The 18,624-nt window shown below is 65.0% G+C and carries 15 protein-coding genes and 1 tRNA gene; 12 read left to right on the top strand and 4 right to left on the bottom strand.

Annotated elements, in window-relative coordinates; translation table 11 throughout:
- The first annotated feature begins 4 nt into the window (after positions 1 to 4).
- Together phnL and phnN are read left to right on the top strand one after the other, a co-directional pair.
- Positions 5 to 688, top strand: a complete 684-nt coding sequence (gene phnL / locus Q8M85_RS02125) for a phosphonate C-P lyase system protein PhnL (RefSeq protein ID WP_305539613.1) — start codon at positions 5 to 7, stop codon at positions 686 to 688.
- The gene (gene phnN, locus Q8M85_RS02120) at positions 685 to 1,209 is read left to right on the top strand and encodes a phosphonate metabolism protein/1,5-bisphosphokinase (PRPP-forming) PhnN (RefSeq protein ID WP_305539611.1); all 525 of its coding nucleotides are present in this window, start codon (positions 685 to 687) and stop codon (positions 1,207 to 1,209) included. The genes phnL and phnN overlap by 4 nt, the downstream gene beginning before the upstream one ends.
- On the opposite strand, the gene Q8M85_RS02115 is transcribed toward phnN, so the two are convergent.
- Positions 1,191 to 1,871 carry a DUF1045 domain-containing protein gene (locus tag Q8M85_RS02115; protein ID WP_305539608.1) on the bottom strand — a complete coding sequence of 227 codons (681 nt, stop codon included), beginning with the start codon at positions 1,869 to 1,871 and terminating at the stop codon, positions 1,191 to 1,193. The genes phnN and Q8M85_RS02115 overlap by 19 nt on opposite strands.
- Before the next feature lie 95 nt (positions 1,872 to 1,966).
- Between Q8M85_RS02115 and Q8M85_RS02110 the strand changes: the two genes are divergently transcribed.
- Positions 1,967 to 3,112, top strand: coding sequence for an alpha-D-ribose 1-methylphosphonate 5-triphosphate diphosphatase (locus Q8M85_RS02110; RefSeq protein ID WP_305539606.1), 1,146 nt, complete (start codon positions 1,967 to 1,969; stop codon positions 3,110 to 3,112).
- An 85-nt stretch (positions 3,113 to 3,197) separates the two neighbouring features.
- On the opposite strand, the gene Q8M85_RS02105 is transcribed toward Q8M85_RS02110, so the two are convergent.
- Positions 3,198 to 3,282: transfer RNA gene (locus Q8M85_RS02105), tRNA-Leu, on the bottom strand.
- A 153-nt stretch (positions 3,283 to 3,435) separates the two neighbouring features.
- Between Q8M85_RS02105 and Q8M85_RS02100 the strand changes: the two genes are divergently transcribed.
- The 8 genes from Q8M85_RS02100 (at position 3,436) to Q8M85_RS02065 (ending at position 14,877) form a co-directional block, all read left to right on the top strand.
- The gene (locus tag Q8M85_RS02100; protein WP_305539603.1) at positions 3,436 to 4,422 is read left to right on the top strand and encodes a complex I NDUFA9 subunit family protein; all 987 of its coding nucleotides are present in this window, start codon (positions 3,436 to 3,438) and stop codon (positions 4,420 to 4,422) included.
- 3 nt (positions 4,423 to 4,425) lie between these two features.
- Complete coding sequence (locus tag Q8M85_RS02095; RefSeq protein WP_305539600.1) at positions 4,426 to 5,226, top strand: undecaprenyl-diphosphate phosphatase; 801 nt, start codon at positions 4,426 to 4,428, stop codon at positions 5,224 to 5,226.
- A gap of 162 nt (positions 5,227 to 5,388) precedes the next feature.
- Positions 5,389 to 6,825 carry an NAD(P)-dependent oxidoreductase gene (locus tag Q8M85_RS02090; protein ID WP_305539597.1) on the top strand — a complete coding sequence of 479 codons (1,437 nt, stop codon included), beginning with the start codon at positions 5,389 to 5,391 and terminating at the stop codon, positions 6,823 to 6,825.
- 105 nt (positions 6,826 to 6,930) lie between these two features.
- Entirely contained in the window at positions 6,931 to 7,626 is a 696-nt protein-coding gene (locus tag Q8M85_RS02085; RefSeq protein ID WP_305539595.1) for a hypothetical protein, read from the top strand.
- A complete protein-coding gene (locus tag Q8M85_RS02080) occupies positions 7,616 to 8,062 on the top strand; it encodes a GFA family protein (protein ID WP_305539593.1) in 447 nt (148 codons plus the stop codon). The genes Q8M85_RS02085 and Q8M85_RS02080 overlap by 11 nt, the downstream gene beginning before the upstream one ends.
- A gap of 65 nt (positions 8,063 to 8,127) precedes the next feature.
- Positions 8,128 to 8,877, top strand: coding sequence for a hypothetical protein (locus Q8M85_RS02075; RefSeq protein ID WP_305539591.1), 750 nt, complete (start codon positions 8,128 to 8,130; stop codon positions 8,875 to 8,877).
- Positions 8,874 to 13,412, top strand: a complete 4,539-nt coding sequence (gene gltB / locus Q8M85_RS02070) for a glutamate synthase large subunit (protein WP_305539588.1) — start codon at positions 8,874 to 8,876, stop codon at positions 13,410 to 13,412. The genes Q8M85_RS02075 and gltB overlap by 4 nt, the downstream gene beginning before the upstream one ends.
- Before the next feature lie 121 nt (positions 13,413 to 13,533).
- Positions 13,534 to 14,877: an esterase-like activity of phytase family protein gene (locus tag Q8M85_RS02065; RefSeq protein ID WP_305539585.1), complete on the top strand. Its 1,344-nt coding sequence runs from the start codon at positions 13,534 to 13,536 to the stop codon at positions 14,875 to 14,877.
- A 55-nt stretch (positions 14,878 to 14,932) separates the two neighbouring features.
- On the opposite strand, the gene mgrA is transcribed toward Q8M85_RS02065, so the two are convergent.
- Complete coding sequence (gene mgrA / locus Q8M85_RS02060) at positions 14,933 to 15,958, bottom strand: L-glyceraldehyde 3-phosphate reductase (protein ID WP_305539582.1); 1,026 nt, start codon at positions 15,956 to 15,958, stop codon at positions 14,933 to 14,935.
- 86 nt (positions 15,959 to 16,044) lie between these two features.
- On the opposite strand from mgrA, the gene Q8M85_RS02055 reads away from it, so the two are divergent.
- Complete coding sequence (locus Q8M85_RS02055) at positions 16,045 to 16,881, top strand: YihY/virulence factor BrkB family protein (RefSeq protein WP_305539580.1); 837 nt, start codon at positions 16,045 to 16,047, stop codon at positions 16,879 to 16,881.
- Positions 16,882 to 16,949: 68 nt separating this feature from the next.
- Here Q8M85_RS02055 and Q8M85_RS02050 read toward each other — a convergent pair whose 3' ends face one another.
- On the bottom strand, positions 16,950 to 18,617 hold the full coding sequence (locus Q8M85_RS02050) for a glycoside hydrolase family 3 protein (protein ID WP_305539578.1): 1,668 nt from the start codon (positions 18,615 to 18,617) through the stop codon (positions 16,950 to 16,952).
- Between the last annotated feature and the right edge of the window lie 7 nt (positions 18,618 to 18,624).

Raw genomic sequence — 18,624 nt, 5'->3', positions numbered from 1 at the left:
CCCCATGATCCGCATCGAGAGCTTGTCCAAGTCCTTCACCCTGCACAATCAGGGCAGCGCGGTGATCCCGGTCATGGCGGGGGCCTCCCTGACCGTCGCCCCCGGCGAATGTGTCGGCCTGACCGGCCAGTCCGGCGCAGGTAAATCCACGCTGATGCGGATGGTCTATGGCAACTACCTGACCGCCGGGGGGCGTCTGATCGTGGGCGACCTTGACGTGGCCACTGCCGAGCCTCGTCAGATCATCGCGCTGCGTCGTCACACCCTTGGCTACGTCAGCCAGTTCCTGCGTGTCGTGCCCCGCGTGCCGACGCTGGATGTGGTTGCCGAGCCGCTTCTGGCGCTTGGCACCCCTGCAGAAGATGCGCGGGATCGCGCCGCCAGCCTATTGCGGCGCCTGAACATCCCGGAACGGCTATGGTCCCTGTCGCCCACCACCTTTTCGGGGGGCGAGCAGCAGCGGGTGAACATCGCGCGCGGCTTCGCCCACACCTATCCGGCGCTGCTTCTGGACGAACCCACTGCCAGCCTTGACGCGGCCAACCGAGAGGTCGTGCTGACCCTTATCGAGGAAGCCAAGGCACGCGGTGCGGCGATCCTGGGGATATTCCACGACGAAGGCGCGCGGGCGCGGGTCTGCGACCGGCTGGTCGATGTGACCGGCTTCACGCCAAGGCTTGCGGCATGATCTTCGCCATCGTCGGGCCTTCGGGCGCCGGGAAAGACACGCTCATCCGGGGGGTGCTGGCCGTCCGTCCTGACCTGCGCCTGGTCCGCCGGGTCATCACCCGCCCGACCGAGGCCGGGGGCGAGGACTTCGAAGGCGTCACCCCTGAAGACTTTGCCCTCCGGCAGGCGCGCGGCGATTTCGCCCTGACCTGGACGGCGCACGGGTTGTCATATGGTATCCCGAAAGCCCAGGTCACCACCCCCGGCGACGTGATCTTCAACGGCAGTCGCGCAGCCCTGCCTGTGGCGGCAACGGTCTTTCCCGGCCTGCGGGTGATCCTCGTCACCGCGCCCGATATCGTCCTGGCCGCCCGCCTTGCCGCACGAGGCCGCGAGACGGCCGAAGACATCCGCGCCCGCCTGTCCCGTGCCGCGTTCGAGATGCCCGAGGGGATCGCCTTCCAGACCGTGGTGAACGACGCTGCGCCCGAGATCGGCACCGCCCGCCTTCTGGCGGCGCTTCAGCCGGTGAGGGCGTAGCGGTGCAACAGGTGAAAGCGGCCGGCCAGGTCTTCGCCGAAAAGACACAGGTCCTCGATCACGAAGGGGCGCGGAAGGACCGGGGCGAAGAAGTCCTCCAGCGCGGCGCGGACCGGATCGGGCTTGTCCAGCCGGTCGGTCAGGGTCAGGTGGAAGCGGAACTCCTCCATCACATGCGGATAGCCCCAGCGGTGCAGCAATTCACGCTGGCGCAAGGACAGCTGATCGGGGCGGCGGCGGGCGGTCTCGGCCTCGGTCAGGGCGGCGCGCAGGGGATTGGTGGCTTCAACCACTGCGGCGCCAAGGTTGAGCAGCGCCGCCTCACAGCCAAGTGGTGTCAGCGCGACGAAGCCATGCAGGGTCTCGGCTTGCAGCCCTTCGCACACAACCGGCGCCAGGCTGGCAGCAAGCTTGGCCAGGCAGTCCCGAACCGCAGCATCCGTCACTCCGTCGGCCAGACGGAACGGCGCGCGGATTGTGCCGTGGAAGCCATAGCGGCGAGGCTCGGCCGTAATGCCATGCGGGTCGCCGATCCCTGCCAGCACGGGCTGCGGCAGGTTGTTGCCGTTGGCGGGGTCGCGGCCCAGCCATTCGTTCGCGCGAAAGGCAAAGGCCCCCTCACGCGGAGCGTAGTAGACAGCGTAGCGGGCGATCTGGTCCATGCGCGCCGGGGTACCGAGGTTTTGTCACATTGGTGTGACGGGACGATGTCACCAGAGGCCACCGCACAGCGGGCCGCAAGACAATCGAGGACGACATGACACGCGAGACCATCCTTGCCAACGCAACCCTGGTTCTGCCAGGCGAGACCCTGCGCGGGACCGTGCGTATGGTCGACGGCAAGATCGGCGACATCTCGGAGGGCCGTGTTGTGCCCCTGGGTGCCGAAGATTGCGGCGGCGATCTGGTGATGCCAGGTCTGATCGAGTTGCACACCGACAACCTGGAGCGCCATATTGAGCCGCGCCCCAAGGTCGACTGGCCCCACGCCGCCGCGATCATCGCGCATGATGCGGAACTGGCCAGTGTCGGGATAACCACGGTGTTCGATGCGCTGCGCGTCGGGTCCGTGGTGTCGAATGCCAAGGCGAACTACGGCGAATATGCCCGGGCGCTGGCGGACGAGATCCTGGGCCTACGCGACCAGGGCGCGCTGAAGATCAGCCACTTCCTGCATCTTCGGGCCGAGGTCTGTTCGGAAACCCTCGTCGAGGAGCTGGACAAGTTCGGCCCCGAGGACCGGATCGGGATCGTCAGCCTGATGGACCACACCCCCGGAGAGCGGCAGTTCCGCGACATGACGCAACTGCGCAAATACGTCATGGGCAAGCACGGCATGAGCGAGGCCGAGTTCGAGACGCATATCGCGGTGCAAAAGGACTTGTCGGCGCGGCACGGTGCGGCACATGAGGCCGCCGCCGTCGCCGCAGCCCGCCGCTATGGCGCGGTGCTGGCCAGCCATGACGACACCGAAGTCGGCCACGTTGAACGGTCCGCCGAACACGGCGCGCATTTCGCCGAGTTCCCGACCACGGTCGAAGCAGCTCAGGCCTGCAACGACCACGGCATCAAGGTGATGATGGGCGCGCCCAACCTGATCCGGGGTGGCAGCCATTCTGGCAACGTCGCGGCCTCTGACCTTGCCCGGGCCGAGCTGCTGGACATCATCTCCTCGGACTATGTCCCGTCGTCGCTGTTGTCGGCGGCACTGATGCTTGGGGATCTTTGGGGCGACATTGCCCGAGGGGTCGCGACCGTGACATCGGCGCCTGCCAGGGCCGTCGGTCTGTCCGACCGTGGCAAGGTCGAGCTCGGGGCGCGGGCCGATCTGGTGCGGGTGGCAAGGATTGGCACCGCTGGCGCACTGCGCGGGGTCTGGGCCCAGGGCCTGCGGGTGGCGTGAACGGCCCGGCTTTCTGGTGCGGGTGGCCCCTGGAAAACAAAAACCCTGCAATCGGAACCGATTGCAGGGTTTTTCTGGTATGTAATGGTGCCCAGAAGAGGACTCGAACCTCCACGCCTTGCAGCGCTGGTACCTGAAACCAGTGCGTCTACCAATTCCGCCATCTGGGCACTGATGGGCGATGTAACGGCCCGGTTTGACAGAGTCAACGGCCCCTCGCGCAAATTTCTTGCCGCCGCTTTGGCCTTGCCCGTCGGGGGCGGCGCGGCTAATGATCGGCCCAGTTTCCGGTGCCTTTCAGGTGCCCGTGAAGGAGTGCGCGCATGAGCAAGCTGGTCACCATCATCGGCGGGTCGGGCTTTGTCGGCCGCTACATTGCCCGTCGGCTGGCGAAAGAGGGTTGGCGGGTGCGTGTTGCAGTCCGCCGCCCCAACGAGGCGCTTTTCGTACGGCCCTACGGCGTGCCCGGCCAGGTCGAGCCCGTGGCCTGCAACATCCGCGACGATGCCAGCGTGCGGGCCGTGATCCGGGGCGCGGATGCGGTAGTGAACTGCGTCGGCGTCCTGAACGGCGTCGGCGCCAACACCTTCGACGCGGTCCAGGCCCAGGGTGCGGGCCGGGTGGCCCGGATTGCTGCGGACATGGGCGTCGGGCAACTGGTGCAGATCTCGGCGATCGGGGCTGACGCGCTGTCCGACAGCGCCTATGCCCGCACCAAGGGCGAGGGCGAGGCGGCGGTTCTGGCGGCGTTCCCTACAGCGGTGATCCTGCGCCCGTCGATCATCTTCGGGACCGAGGATCAGTTCTTCAACCGTTTTGCCGCGATGACCCGCATGGGGCCGATCCTGCCGGTCGTGGGGGCGAACACGCGGTTTCAGCCGGTCTATGTCGACGACGTGGCACAGGCTGCGGTCGCGGCGGTGAACGGCGGGGCGGCTCCGGGTGTCTACGAGCTTGGCGGGCCGGAGGTTGATACCTTCCGCGGTCTGATGGGCCGGATGCTAAAGGTGATCCAGCGCCGTCGCGCCGTGGTCAACATGCCGTTCTTCGTGGCCCGTATCATGGGTTTCGGGTTCGACATGCTGCAGGCGGTGACGCTGGGCCTGATCGAGAACAAGATGATCACGCGCGACCAGGTGCGCAACCTGGCCCGTGACAACGTGGTCTCGCCCACCGCGCGCGGGTTTGCCGACCTGGGGATCACCCCCACTGCGATGGAGGCCGTCCTGCCCGAGTATCTTTGGCGCTATCGCCCGTCCGGCCAATACGCGGCGATCAAGGATTCGGCCAAGAACCTCAAGAAAGTCTGAGGTGTGGACAACACGCTGACCGCTGCCTTCCTGGGTCTCCTGGAGGGACTGACCGAGTTTCTGCCGGTGTCTTCGACGGGTCACCTGCTGCTTGCCGGGCATTTCCTGGGTTTTCACTCTGCGGGGCGCACGTTCGAAGTGGTGATCCAGCTGGGCGCGATTCTGGCGCTGTTTTCGGTCTATGCGACGCTGATCCTGCGCCTTCTGCTGCGGGCGCGCCATGAGGATGCAGCCCGGCGCTCGATTGTATCGCTGTTGCTGGCGTTTCTGCCAGCCGTCGTGGTCGGCGTGCTGGCGCATGGGTTCGTGAAGTCGGTGCTGTTCGAGTCCCCGATGCTGATCGCCATCGTGCTGATCCTGGGCGGCTTTGTCCTTCTGGTGATCGACCGCATCGCGCCTGTGCCGGTCCACCATGACGCGCTTGACTTGCCGTTCGGAAAGTCGCTGATCATCGGGTTCTGTCAGACCCTGGCGCTTGTTCCCGGCGTCTCGCGGTCCGGGGCGACGATCGTCGGGGCCCTTCTGATGGGGGTTGAGAAGCGGGCGGCGGCGGAATTCTCGTTCCTGCTCAGCCTGCCGACGATGGGCGCAGCGGTGGTCTATGACCTGTACCAGAACCGCGATGTCCTGGACTTTGCAGCGATGTGGGACATTGCGGTCGGCTTCGCAGTCGCCTTTCTTACCGCGGCTATTGTCGTCCGCTGGGTGCTGAACTTCATCGGCAAGCATGGCTATGCACTGTTCGGGTGGTGGCGAATCATAGTTGGATCAGTCGCTTTGACGGCGCTTTTGCTGGGCTACTGATTCAGTTCGGAAACCATACTGACCTAATTTGCCATAAAAATGTCAGAGCTTCTGCCTCATCTTGCGAAAAACCGATAAATAGGTAAGCGGTGCTGACTTTTCATGTCCACGGAACGGTTGTATCCCGTCGGTCCCGGAAGAAGTCGCAAGGGACGCTAGGTCATGGCCACGCAGAAGATGCTCAAATTCGTCACCGTCGGGAAAGAGATGCCCGAGAAACGTGATGCATCCTCGCGCGCGCAGGATTTCCACGAGATTTACCGCGAGTACGCGGATCGCAAGGCCGCCGAACAGGCCAGCCGCTGCAGCCAGTGCGGCGTGCCCTACTGCCAGTCGCATTGCCCCCTGCACAACAACATCCCCGACTGGCTGAAGCTGACTGCCGAGGGCCGGTTGCAGGAGGCCTACGAGATCAGCCAGGCCACCAACACCTTCCCCGAGATCTGCGGCCGTATCTGTCCGCAGGACCGGCTTTGCGAAGGCAACTGCGTGATCGAGCAGTCGGGTCATGGCACGGTGACCATCGGGTCGGTCGAGAAATACATCACCGACACCGCCTGGGAGGAAGGCTGGGTCAAGCCGATCCGTCCCCATGCGGAACGGACTGAATCCGTTGGCATCATCGGTGCGGGGCCGGGGGGTCTGGCGGCGGCGGACATGCTGCGGCGGCAGGGTGTGCAGGTCACGGTCTATGACCGCTACGACCGTTCGGGCGGGCTGATGACCTATGGCATCCCCGGCTTCAAACTGGAGAAGGACGTGGTCGAACGCCGCAACGCCCAGCTGGCGGACGGGGGCGTCAACTTCGTCCTGAACTGCAATGTGGGCGAGGACATCACCTTTGACGCGATCCGGGGCCAGCATGATGCGGTGCTGATCGCGACGGGCGTCTACAAGGCGCGGGACATCGAGGCCCCGGGCGTCGGGGCGCGGGGCATCGTGAAGGCGCTGGACTATCTGACGGTGTCGAACCGGAAGGGTTTTGGCGACGACGTGCCCGAGTACGAGAGCGGCGAGTTGAACGCCAGCGGCAAGCGCGTGGTGGTGATCGGCGGCGGCGATACGGCGATGGACTGCGTGCGGACGGCGATCCGGCAGGGTGCTTTGTCGGTCAAGTGTCTTTACAGGCGTGACCGGGCGAACATGCCGGGGTCGCAGCGCGAAGTGCAGAACGCGGAAGAGGAAGGCGTTGAATTCGTGTGGCTTTCTGCGCCCAAGGGGTTTACCGGCGGGACCGAGGTCGATGGCGTGATGGTGCAGAAGATGCGCCTGGGAGCCCCCGACGCGACGGGTCGGCAGACGCCCGAGATCATCGAAGGCGCGGACTACGTCGAACCTGCCGACCTGGTGATCCAGGCCCTTGGATTTGAACCCGAGGACCTTCCGACGCTTTGGGGCGTGCCAGAGCTGAAGGTGACCCGCTGGGGCACGATCAAGGCCGATTTCCGCACGCATGAGACCAACCTGCCGGGCGTCTATGCGGCTGGCGACATCGTCCGCGGTGCCAGCTTGGTGGTCTGGGCAATCCGCGACGGGCGTGAGGCGGCCGAGGCAATCCTGGGCTACCTCAGCCAGACCGAGGCCGTGGCGGCGGAGTAGTCTGGTCCAGGTATGGATTGCGTATGGCATCCGTCCATACGCACGCCAGGCGCAGGAAATATTAAACGTCAGGAAATGTGACCTGACTCCAGTGGTGAAACGGCTATGCGGAAGTTCCTGATCCTTGCCTGCCTGACCGCCCCGGCCGCCCCCGCGCTGGCCGGCACCTGGGCGGCGCCCGAGGGCTGCGAGGCCTTCCTGACCGTGCAGTCCAAACAATGCCGCGTCTCGCATTACTACCGCTGCGCGGCCGACCAGCCGGGCGACCAGTGGCGGGTGGACCTGGATCAGGAGGGGCCGTTCTTCTATTCGAAGATCGACGCCGAAGGGCAATGGCTGGAAAGCTATGACCCGGTAAAGCAGGTCCTGGACCCCAATCCTGCCGATGCGGCCAGCATGTCCGAACTGCTTGCCGAGGGGATGGATACCTGGAGCTTCAGCCTGTCCAAGGAGGACGGGGCGGGAAGCCGGGCCGAGGGCTATGACCGTCTGACCGGGCAGAACGTCACCATCGACGGCATCGCGCTGAAACAGACCGAGGTCGATTTCACCGAATACGACCTGTCAGGCAACGCCCTGCGCCGGTCGCGGGGCAACGAATACATCCACCCTGAATGGCGGCTGTTCTTTGCCGGGCCGGGCGAGACGGATCTGGGCGATGGCCAATGGCTGCCGATCGACGGCTCGCCCATGCAGTTCGTCTTTCCGGGCGAGGAGGGGTTCCTCTCCGGTCAGCCGATGTTCGATTGCGACGCGCTGACGGCAGAGCTTCCGGTCTGGAGGGTCAGTCATGAGCCTTGAGCGCGAGGGCGGCTGTCTGTGTGGTGCTGTGCGGTTCAAGGCTGTGCTGACGGGGACGAATTTCGGCGTCTGCCACTGTCCGATGTGCCGGAAGTGGACCGGCTCGGCGCTTCTGGGGATCACGGTGCCCGAGGGGAACGTGGAGTGGGTTGGCATTGAGCATATCGCCAAGCGCCAGTCCTCGGCCTGGGGTGAGCGGGCCTGGTGCTCCGACTGCGGGTCGGCCCTGTGGTTCCGGGTGACGGTGGACGTACCCTATGCGGGCAATCTGGAGCTTCCGGTGGGCCTGTTCGACGATGCGAACGGGCTGACCATGACCAACGAGATCTACATTGACCACAAACCCGACAGCTATGCTTTCGCAGGGACCGGTCGGAACGTTTTGACGCGAGCACAGTGCGTGGAGAAATTCCCGCTGCTGGCGGGTGCGGAATGACCGCATCCCCGCCATGCATGGTCAGGACAGGGTTTCGGCACCCGGACCTTTGGGGAGTTTTCGGCTTGGCTGCGTCCTGCCTTGCCGTCGCAGCCCCTGCAAAGGCGGAGGTCTGGGCAGCCCCTGCTGGGTGCGAAACCTTCCTTACGGTCCAGTTCCGCGAATGCCGCATTTCGAACTACTACCGCTGCGCTGCCGAGCCGGAGGGCCACGTCTGGCGCGCGGATTTCGACGTTGAAGGCTTGCGGCTTTTGACGTTGACGGATGCCGAAACGGTGCCGCTGCGCCAGATCGACCCCAGGGGCGGCACGGATTATCAGCTGGACGCCGGGTCGGTTGGACTGCCCAGTCAGTCCAGCTTGCAGTCCGAGAGGACTTCGATCGTCGAGTATCGTATGGTTGATCCTGCCGGCCTGGGCGAAATGTCTGTCGGATTGCGTTTCCGAGTCACCGTGCCGGATCGCGTTCCGGTGACCTATTCGGCTGTGACCATCGACGGCATCGAGCTTGAGGAAGTGGCGTTCAACCTGACCCGCGGCTCGGTCGACGGTCTGGTCATTCAGGAACGCAGCGGGACGGAGTATGTCCAGTCGGACTGGCGCTTGGTCTTTTCGGGACCCGAGCAGACGACGATCCCCGGAAACCTGAGCAAGCACGTTCAGGCAGACCGCAGCCCCGTCGACTTTATCTTTCCTGGCGAGCCCAAGTTCAGCTCGACCATGCCAATAGAAGACTGCGAGCTTTTGCTTAGCCAGGCTGACATAGCCAACAGCAAACCAACGTTTCCCAGCGACCTGGAAGGGATGATGCCATGACGAACTACGACGCCGCCTGGGTGAAGGCCGAAGAGGAAAAGCGCGCCTGGCTGGACGCGAACGGGCTTTACAAGACCGAGGACGAACATTCGTCCTGTGGTGTTGGGCTGGTTGTCTCGATCAGTGGCAAGCCAAGCCGGAAGGTCGTGGAAAACGGGATCAACGCGCTGAAGGCAGTCTGGCACCGGGGCGCGGTGGATGCCGACGGCAAGACCGGCGACGGGGCGGGCATCCATGTGCAGATCCCGGTGCGGTTCTTCTACGACCAGGTCCGCCGGACGGGGCATGAGCCGGATGTGGGCAAGCTGATCGCCGTGGGCCAGGTGTTCCTGCCGCGGACGGACTTTGGCGCTCAGGAACGCTGCCGGACCATCGTGGAGACGGAAGTTCTTCGGATGGGGCATTACATCTACGGCTGGCGGCATGTGCCGGTGGATGTCAGCGTCTTGGGCGACAAGGCCAACGCGACGCGGCCCGAGATCGAGCAGATCCTGATCCGTTGCGAAAAGGACATCGACCAGGACCACTTCGAGCGTGAGCTTTACGTCATCCGGCGGCGGATCGAGAAGGCGGCGACGGCGGCGGGCATCCAGGGGATGTATCTGTGCAGCCTGTCCTGCCGGTCGATCATCTACAAGGGGATGATGCTGGCCGAGCAGGTCGCGACCTTCTACCCCGACCTGATGGACGAGCGGTTTGAATCCGCCTTTGCGATCTACCACCAGCGCTATTCGACGAACACCTTCCCGCAGTGGTGGCTGGCGCAGCCGTTCCGCATGCTGGCCCATAACGGCGAGATCAACACGCTGAAGGGCAACGTCAACTGGATGAAGTCCCACGAAATCCGCATGGCGTCGAACAACTTCGGCGAGGCGGCGGAGGACATCAAGCCGATCATTCCGGGCGGGACGTCGGACTCGGGCGCTCTGGACGCGGTGTTCGAGGTGCTGGTGCGGTCGGGGCGCAGCGCGCCGATGGCCAAGACGATGCTGGTGCCGGAAGCTTGGAGCAAGCAGACGGTGAACATGCCCAAGGCCTGGGCGGACATGTATTCCTATTGCAACTCGGTCATCGAGCCTTGGGATGGTCCGGCGGCTTTGGCGATGACCGATGGGCGTTGGGTTTGCGGCGGCTTGGACCGCAATGGTCTGCGGCCGATGCGCTACGTGGTGACGGGTGATGGCCTTCTGATCGCGGGGTCGGAGGCTGGCATGGTGCCGGTTGATGAGAGCACGATCCGCGAAAAAGGCGCGCTTGGGCCGGGGCAGATGATTGCCGTCGACATGGTGGAGGGGAAGCTGTTCCACGACACCGAGATGAAGGACAAGCTGGCCGCCTCGCAGCCCTATGGTGAGTGGGTGGGCAAGATCGTCGACCTGAACAGCCTGCTGCGCGACATCCCCGAGACGCAGACCTTCAGCGGCGGCGACCTGCGCAAGCGGCAGATCGCGGCGGGGTTCACCATCGAGGAGCTGGAGCAGGTTCTGGCCCCGATGGCCGAGGACGGGAAAGAGATGGTCGCCTCGATGGGCGATGACACGCCGCCAGCGGTGCTGTCGTCGGTCTACCGGCCGCTGTCGCACTACTTCCGCCAGAACTTCAGCCAGGTGACGAACCCGCCCATCGACAGCTTGCGCGAAGGCCGGGTGATGTCCTTGAAGACGCGGTTCGGCAACCTGCGGAACGTGCTGGACGAGAACAACTCCCAGACCGAGATCCTTGTCCTGGAAAGCCCCTTCGTCGCGAACCGCGAGTTCGAGGTGATGGTGCAGCGGTTCGGCGATCAGGTGGCATTCATCGACTGCACCTTCCCGGTTGGAGAGGGGCTGGACGACCTGCGGCAGGGGCTGGAGCGTATTCGCGGTGAAGCGGAAGATGCGGTGCGGTCGGGGGCCGGGCAGCTGGTGCTGACGGATGAGCATCAGGGGCCGGAGAAGGTCGGCATGCCGATGATCCTGGCGACCTCCGCCGTTCATTCGTGGCTGACACGGAAAGGGCTGCGGACGTTCTGTTCGATCAACGTGCGGTCGGCAGAGTGCATCGACCCGCATTATTTCGCCGTGCTGATCGGCTCGGGCGCGACGACGGTGAACCCGTATATCGCACAGGATTCCATTGCCGACCGGATTGATCGGGGGCTGCTGGATGGGTCCCTCACCGATGCGATGCGGCGGTATCGGGATGCCATCGACGCGGGTCTGTTGAAGATCATGTCGAAGATGGGGATCAGCGTTATCTCCAGCTATCGCGGTGGTCTGAACTTCGAGGCTGTCGGTCTGTCCCGCGCGATGGTGGCCGAGTATTTCCCGGGGATGCAGTCGCGCATTTCCGGCATCGGCCTGACCGGCGTGGAGCAGAAGCTGGAAGAGGTCCACAAGCGCGGCTGGCTGGGCGGCGCGGACGTGCTGCCCATCGGCGGCTTCTACAAGGCGCGGCGGTCTGGCGAGAAGCACGCCTGGGAAGCGCAGACCATGCACATGCTGCAATCGGCCTGTGACCGGGCGTCCTATGACATCTGGAAGCAGTATTCCGCCGCGATGCGGGCGAACCCGCCGATCCATCTGCGGGATCTCTTGGACATCAAGACCCTGGGCAAGCCGGTGCCGATCGAGGAGGTGGAGTCGATCACCTCGATCCGCAAGCGGTTCGTGACGCCGGGGATGTCGCTGGGGGCGCTGTCGCCCGAAGCGCACAAGACGCTGAACGTGGCGATGAACCGGATCGGGGCGAAGTCGGACTCGGGCGAGGGCGGCGAGGACCCGGCGCATTTCGTGCCGGAACCGAACGGTGACAACCCGTCCGCCAAGATCAAGCAGGTTGCCTCGGGCCGGTTCGGGGTGACGGCGGAGTATCTGAACGCCTGCGAAGAATTGGAAATCAAGGTCGCGCAAGGTGCCAAGCCCGGCGAGGGCGGCCAGCTGCCGGGGATGAAGGTCACGGCGCTGATCGCGCGGCTGCGCCATTCGACGCCGGGGGTGACTCTCATCAGCCCGCCGCCGCACCACGATATCTACAGTATCGAGGACCTCGCGCAGCTGATCTATGACCTGAAACAGATCAACCCACGCGCCAAGGTGACGGTCAAGCTGGTGTCGTCCAGCGGTGTCGGCACGATTGCGGCGGGGGTGGCGAAGGCCAAGGCCGACGTGATCCTGATCTCGGGCCACAACGGCGGGACGGGGGCTTCCCCCGCCACGTCGATCAAGTACGCGGGCCTGCCGTGGGAGATGGGCCTGACCGAGGCGCATCAGGTTCTCGCGATGAACAACCTGCGGGAGCGGGTGACCTTGCGGACCGATGGCGGGCTGCGGACCGGCCGCGACATCGTCATGGCGGCGATGATGGGGGCCGAGGAATACGGTATTGGCACCGCCGCGCTGATCGCGATGGGCTGCATCATGGTGCGTCAGTGCCAGTCGAACACCTGCCCGGTGGGCGTCTGCACCCAGAACGAAGCTCTGCGCGCGAAGTTCACCGGCAGCGCGGACAAGGTGGTGAACCTGATCACCTTCTACGCGCAGGAAGTGCGGGAGATTCTCGCGTCGATTGGTGCTCGGAGCATGGACGAGATCATCGGGCGGGCTGATCTGCTGACGCAGGTTTCGCGCGGTGCGGCGAACCTGGATGACCTTGACCTGAACCCGATGCTGATCAGCGTCGATGGGGCGCGGGCGATCACCTATGACCGCACCAAGCCGCGCAATGCCGTGCCAGACACGCTGGACGCCGAGATCATCAAGGACGGTCACCGGTTCTTCGAGGACGGCGAGAAGATGCAGCTGTCCTATGCCGTGCGGAACACGCTGCGGACCATCGGGACGCGGGCTTCCAGCCATATCGTCAAGAAGTTCGGGATGCGGAACGCGTTGCAGCCGGACCATCTGACGGTGAAGCTGACGGGGTCGTGCGGGCAGTCGCTGGGGGCGTTCAGCGTCCGGGGGCTGAAGCTGGAAGTGCAGGGCGACGCCAACGACTATGTGGGCAAGGGCCTGTCGGGCGGCACGATCACCGTGCGGCCGCTGATGTCCTCGCCGCTGAAGGCCGAGGAGAACACGATCATCGGGAACACCGTTCTGTACGGTGCGACCGATGGGTTCCTGTTCGCCTCGGGTCGGGCCGGGGAGCGCTTCGCGGTGCGGAACTCTGGCGCTTCGGTGGTCGTGGAAGGCTGCGGGTCGAACGGGTGCGAGTACATGACCGGCGGCGTCGCGGTGATCCTGGGACGGATCGGCGCGAACTTCGGGGCGGGGATGACGGGCGGGATGGCCTATGTCTATGACCCCGATGGCGTGGCCGAGGACTTCATGAACCTGGAATCGATCCTGACCTGTGCTGTCGAACATCCGCACTGGGAGATGCAGCTGAAGGGCCTGATTTCCCGGCATCTGGAGGAAACCGGCAGCCGGATCGCCGAGCGTATACTGGGCAACTGGGACAGCGAGCGGCGGAACTTCCTGCAGGTCTGCCCGCACGAGATGGTCAGCCGCCTGCCCTATCCGCTGTCGGACGGGGTGGCGAAGGTCCCCGCCGAGTGATCCCGTGCGCCCGGCCCCAAAGGCCGGGCGCAGATTGTTGCGTGATCGTTTCCTGGCCTTCACACGGGCGTAACCCTGTGGCCGCAGCAAGTGCTGGTCATTCACCAGCGGAGACCTTGCCATGCGCCTGTCAGCCTTGACCCTTTGCACCGCCCTTGTCAGCCTGCCTGTGGCTGCCGAGACGACGTTTCCTGCCACGCTGGCGGGCCATGCCCTGATCCCGGCGGCGACCTATATCCCCGCGCCCGCCGATGCGCCGCAGGATGCGCAGATGTCGGGCAAGTTCACCGGAGCCGCGCGCGCGATGGAAGCGGGGACGGTTCCCGGCGACACTGGCGCGATGCATGGCAAACGGCTCACGGGCCTGTCGCTTCCCTTCGATGGGCAGCCGTTGCAGGGTATGTCGGGCTTTGCGATGAACCTGGCCGAGGATGGGTCGATCTACGTTCTGGCCGACAACGGCTTTGGCACCAAGGCGAACAGCCCCGATGCCTTGCTGGCCTTCCACCGCATGACGCCGGATTTCGCGACCGGCGCGGTTGCGGTCAACCAGACGGTCTTCCTGCGCGATCCCGATATGAAGGTCCCGTTCCGCATCGCCTATGAGGGCAGCGACAGCCGCTATCTGACCGGCGCGGACTTCGACCCCGAAAGCATCCAGCTTCTGAACGGTGAGCTGTGGATCGGTGAGGAGTTCGGGCCTTACATCCTGCGCGTCAGCTTGGATGGGAAAGTGCTGGCGGTCTATCCGACGATGCAGGGTGATGTGCAGCTGAAGGGGCCGGACACCCCCGGCATCAGCGCTGTGTCCGTGGCGGGCAAGGATTGGACCGTGCAGCGGTCGGGCGGCTACGAAGGCATGGCGCTGCAGCCGGGGACGAACCTTTTGTGGGCGATGGCCGAAAAGCCCCTGTTGGGCGAGGATGGAAAGCCTGCGGGCACGGCGCTGCCGGTGCGGGCTTTCGATCCGGCCAAGGGCGAATGGACCGGAGCCGAGTTCAAGTTTGCGCTGGCCGAGGGTGCGACGGCGATCGGTGATTTCAACTTCATCGACGCCACCCGCGCCCTGGTGATCGAGCGCGACAATGGCGAGGGGCTGCCGGCGCTGAAATGCGCGGGCGATCCGGCGCCGGACTGCTTCCCGCTGCCTGCACTGGTCAAGCGCGTGGTGCTGATCGACACGGCGCAAGTCGACGCCGAGGGCTTTGTGAAGCGGCTGGGCCATGTTGACCTGATGACCATCGCCGACCCCGAGGGCAAGGCGCGGGTCGAGACGGTCGGAGGCGTCGCAGGGACCTTCACCCTGCCGTTCTTCACCATCGAGGACGTGATGAAGGTGGACGACACGCATATCATGGTCGCGGTGGACAACAACCTGCCCTACTCCTCGGGCCGGGCGCTGGACAAGGCGATGGACAACGAGTTCGTGCTGCTGTCCGTGCCGGAGCTTCTGGCGGCGAAGTAAGTCCAGCAACAGTGCGACCCAAGATTTTTCGACGAAAAATCTTGGGTTTGCATCGTCAATCCTCGGACGACCGCGCCCAGAGGTTGATGTCCTTTTCTTCCGAGATGGAGTCGATCTGCGCGAGTTCTTCCGCAGTGAAGTCCAGTTTCTGCAACGCGCCGACGCAGTCCACCACCTGTTCCGGCCTCGATGCGCCGATCAGCGCAGTGGTGATCCCGCCGTTGCGCAGGACCCAGGCCAGCGCCATCTGCGCCAGCGTCTGGCCTCGGGCGGCGGCCATGTCGTTCAGCTTTCTGACCGAACCAAGCGCTTTTTCCACCACCGAAGGGTGCAGCGACTTGTCCTGCGCCGCCCGGCTGCCTGCGGGAATACCGTTGAGGTACTTGTTGGTCAGGATGCCCTGTGCCAGCGGGACAAAGGCGATCGACCCCACGCCAAGCTCTTTCAGCGTGTCCTTCAGGCCGTCGGTTTCCACCCAGCGGTTCAGGATGTTGTAGCTGGGCTGGTGGATCAGCAGGGGCGTGCCAAGATCCTTCAGGATCGCCACTGCCTCACGCGTGCGCTGGCTGTTGTAGCTGGAGATGCCGATATACTGCGCGCGGCCCGAGCGGACGATGTGGTCAAGGGCACCCATCGTCTCTTCCAGCGGGGTGTCGGGGTCGAAGCGGTGCGAATAGAAGATGTCGACGTAATCAAGACCCATCCGCTTCAGCGACTGGTCGCAGGAGGCGATGACGTATTTGCGGCTACCCCATTCGCCGTAAGGGCCGTCCCACATCAGGTAACCGGCCTTGGACGAGATGATCAGCTCGTCCCGCAGGCCGCTGAAGTCGGTCGCCAGCAGTTCTCCGAACGCCTCTTCGGCGCTACCGGGCGGCGGGCCGTAGTTGTTCGCAAGGTCGAAATGGGTAATGCCAAGGTCGAAGGCGGTGCGGCAGATCGCCTGTTTGGTGGCGTGCGGCGTGTCATGGCCGAAGTTGTGCCAAAGACCAAGGCTGATCGCGGGCAGCTTAAGGCCCGACCGGCCGCAGCGGTTGTAGATCATCCGCTGATAGCGGTCGGCGGCGGGGGTGTAGGTCATGGGGATCCTCCTGTCGGTGCCATCATGCGACGGCGGCAGAGCGGCTTCAAGTTGCGCCGGGCGGCTTTCCGGGGGATGCTGGCGCCATGAAGATCGTGCGCGAAGTGTGGGAGTTCCTGGTCTGCGTCTGGACGCGGGTCGGGGATGGGCATTTCGGACTGATTGCAGCGGGCGTGGCCTTCTTCGCCATGTTCGCGGTCTTTCCGGGCCTTGCTGCTGCCATTGCGGTCTGGGGGATGTTCGCCGATCCAAGGGCAATCGAGGGCTACCTGTCCATCGCCGAGCGTTTCCTGCCGCCCGAGGCGAGGGCGCTGGTTCATGATCAGGTGATGGGCCTCATTTCCGCCCCGCGCACGGCACTGCAATGGACGACGATCCTGTCACTGCTGATTGCGCTTTATTCGGCGCGGGCGGGCGTCTCGGCGCTGGTGCAGGGGCTGGACGTGGTGCACCGATCGCGACCCCGCAGCTGGCTATGGGGCTGGGCGGTGGATTTCCTGCTTACCGCCGCGCTGATCGGGGCGCTGTTCGTGGCGCTGGTCACCGTTGTCGTTGTGCCGATCCTGCTGGGTTTCGTGACCTTCGGTACTTTCGAGGCCTGGCTGACCAAGGTCCTGCCCTGGGGCGCGATGTTCCTGCTGGTTGTGACCTGCCTGTCGATCCTGTATCGCTTTGGTCCCAACGTGCCGGGCGGGTTCCGCTCACCCTGGTTCAGCGTCGGCGTGGTGGTGGCGGCCGTGGCCTGGGCCGGAGTGTCGATCGGCTTTTCGGTCTACCTGGCGAACTTCAACAGCTACAACGTCTTCTACGGATCGATCGGCGCGGTGATCATCCTGATGATGTGGCTCTACCTGTCGGTCTGGGCCGTGCTGCTGGGTGGGGCGATCAATGCGGAGCTGGATGCGCGGATGCGCCGGGAGTAGCTCGTCGACGACTGCGTGACTGCTCGCGGTTGTCCAGCGAGGAGGAGACGCAGTCGAACGAGGAGCGGTCAGTAGCGCGCGTCGGGCTGGCCGCAGAACGGGTCGACCGGGTTTGTCCCCTGAAACCTGGCGCGGCCCAGAAGGCAGTCCAGCGTTGCGCGCTGCATCGTGTCCATCGTCGCATAGGCGTTGACCACGCAAGGCAGGCGCGGGGCGTCATACAGATAGTAGGGATAGCCGAAGGAGATCAGTACCGTCGGCACCTCGTGCCAGGGGCGCACCATCGCGCCGAACATGCCGCCCGTCAGGCGGTTCCAATCCAGGAAGATGCGGCCCCGAGTGAGGAGCGTTTCCTCGGCCATGACATAAAGCACCAGGTCAAAGTTGCGCGGATCGGGCCGGGTGGCGGGGTCGTAAAGCGTGACGTCAAAGCCCTCGGCGCGCAGCAGGTCGGGGAAAAGCATCGGCATCCCGTCGCCGTGCAGGGGGGTAACGATGCCAGTCGTGTAGACCAGCACCCGGCGGTGGCGGTCTGGAGACAGCGGCAGGATGCCCTGCACGTCCTTGACCAGCGTCGGCGCGCGGGCGGTGATCTTGCGCGCGGCCTCTGCGCTGGCAGCGGTGGCAAGCTTCGACCGATCCGCCGGGGCTTTGCCGGTCTGGTGCAGGCCAAGCGCAGCTTTCAGGCCCAGGACGCGGATCATCGCTTCGTCCAGCCGTTCAGGGGTGATCCGGCCATCGTCCAGCGCGGCTTCGATCCGGGCGACGTCGGCTTCGGGTTCGTCGGAGAACAGGATGATGTCGCAGCCCGACGACACCACTTCCGGCAGCGCCACGTCGCGGTGCGCCCAGGCGCCAAGGCCAGCCATCGGCGTCGCATCCGACACGATGAGGCCGTTGAAGCCCAGCTCATCCCGCAAAAGCGTCTGGTTCAGCAGGCGAGAGACCGAGGCGGGACGGTATGCCTCAAGCCCCGCGTCCGGGTCGTGCGCCAGCACATAGGCCGGCAAGGCGATGTGGGCGGACATCACCGACATTACCCCGGCGTCGATGGCGGCGCGGTACAGCGCACCGTGGCTGGCGTGCCAGTCGTCGACCGACAGCGGGTTGATCGTGGTGACAAGGTGCTGGTCGCGGTCGTCGTGCCCTTCGCCGGGCCAGTGCTTGACAGTTGCAGCGACTCCCGCCGCCTGCAATTCGCGGATATGGGCCAGGGCGTGCTCGCGGATGCGGGTGGGGTCCGATCCCAGGCCGCGCGTCGCGACGATGGGAGACCGGAAGAGCGCGTTGATGTCGATGACCGGGGTGAAGGACCAGTTCACGCCCGCCGCCCGCGCCTCTTCGGCCATGATCCGGGCGACGGTGGCCGAGGCCTGCACGTCGTCCACGGCGGCCAGGGCCAGGGGGTTCGGCACCTCGGTCCCGAAGGAGGGGCTCATCCGGCTGCCCTCAAGATCGGCGCTGACGAGGTAGGGAATGGCTGCAGACCCGCGCAGGGCGTCCAGCGTGTCAAGCTCGGCCTGGGCGTCCGGGCCGAAGAACTTCGTCAACCCGGCGGGAGCAAGAGCCGCCATGCGCTCGACCACCTCGGGACCGGTGCCAAAGCAGATGTGCACGAAAAGCTGTCGGACCTTCGTGGTCCGGTCCATTCCGGCCAGGGTGGTGCGGACCCAGCCTCGCCCGGCGGCCTCCAGTTTGAATGGCGCGGCGGAAAGGATGTGATCGATCTGGTCCATGAGAAGT

It is taken from the genome of Tabrizicola sp. (assembly GCF_030694085.1).
Classification (GTDB): Bacteria; Pseudomonadota; Alphaproteobacteria; order Rhodobacterales; family Rhodobacteraceae; genus Tabrizicola.
This window is presented reverse-complemented; position numbering and strand designations above follow the sequence as displayed.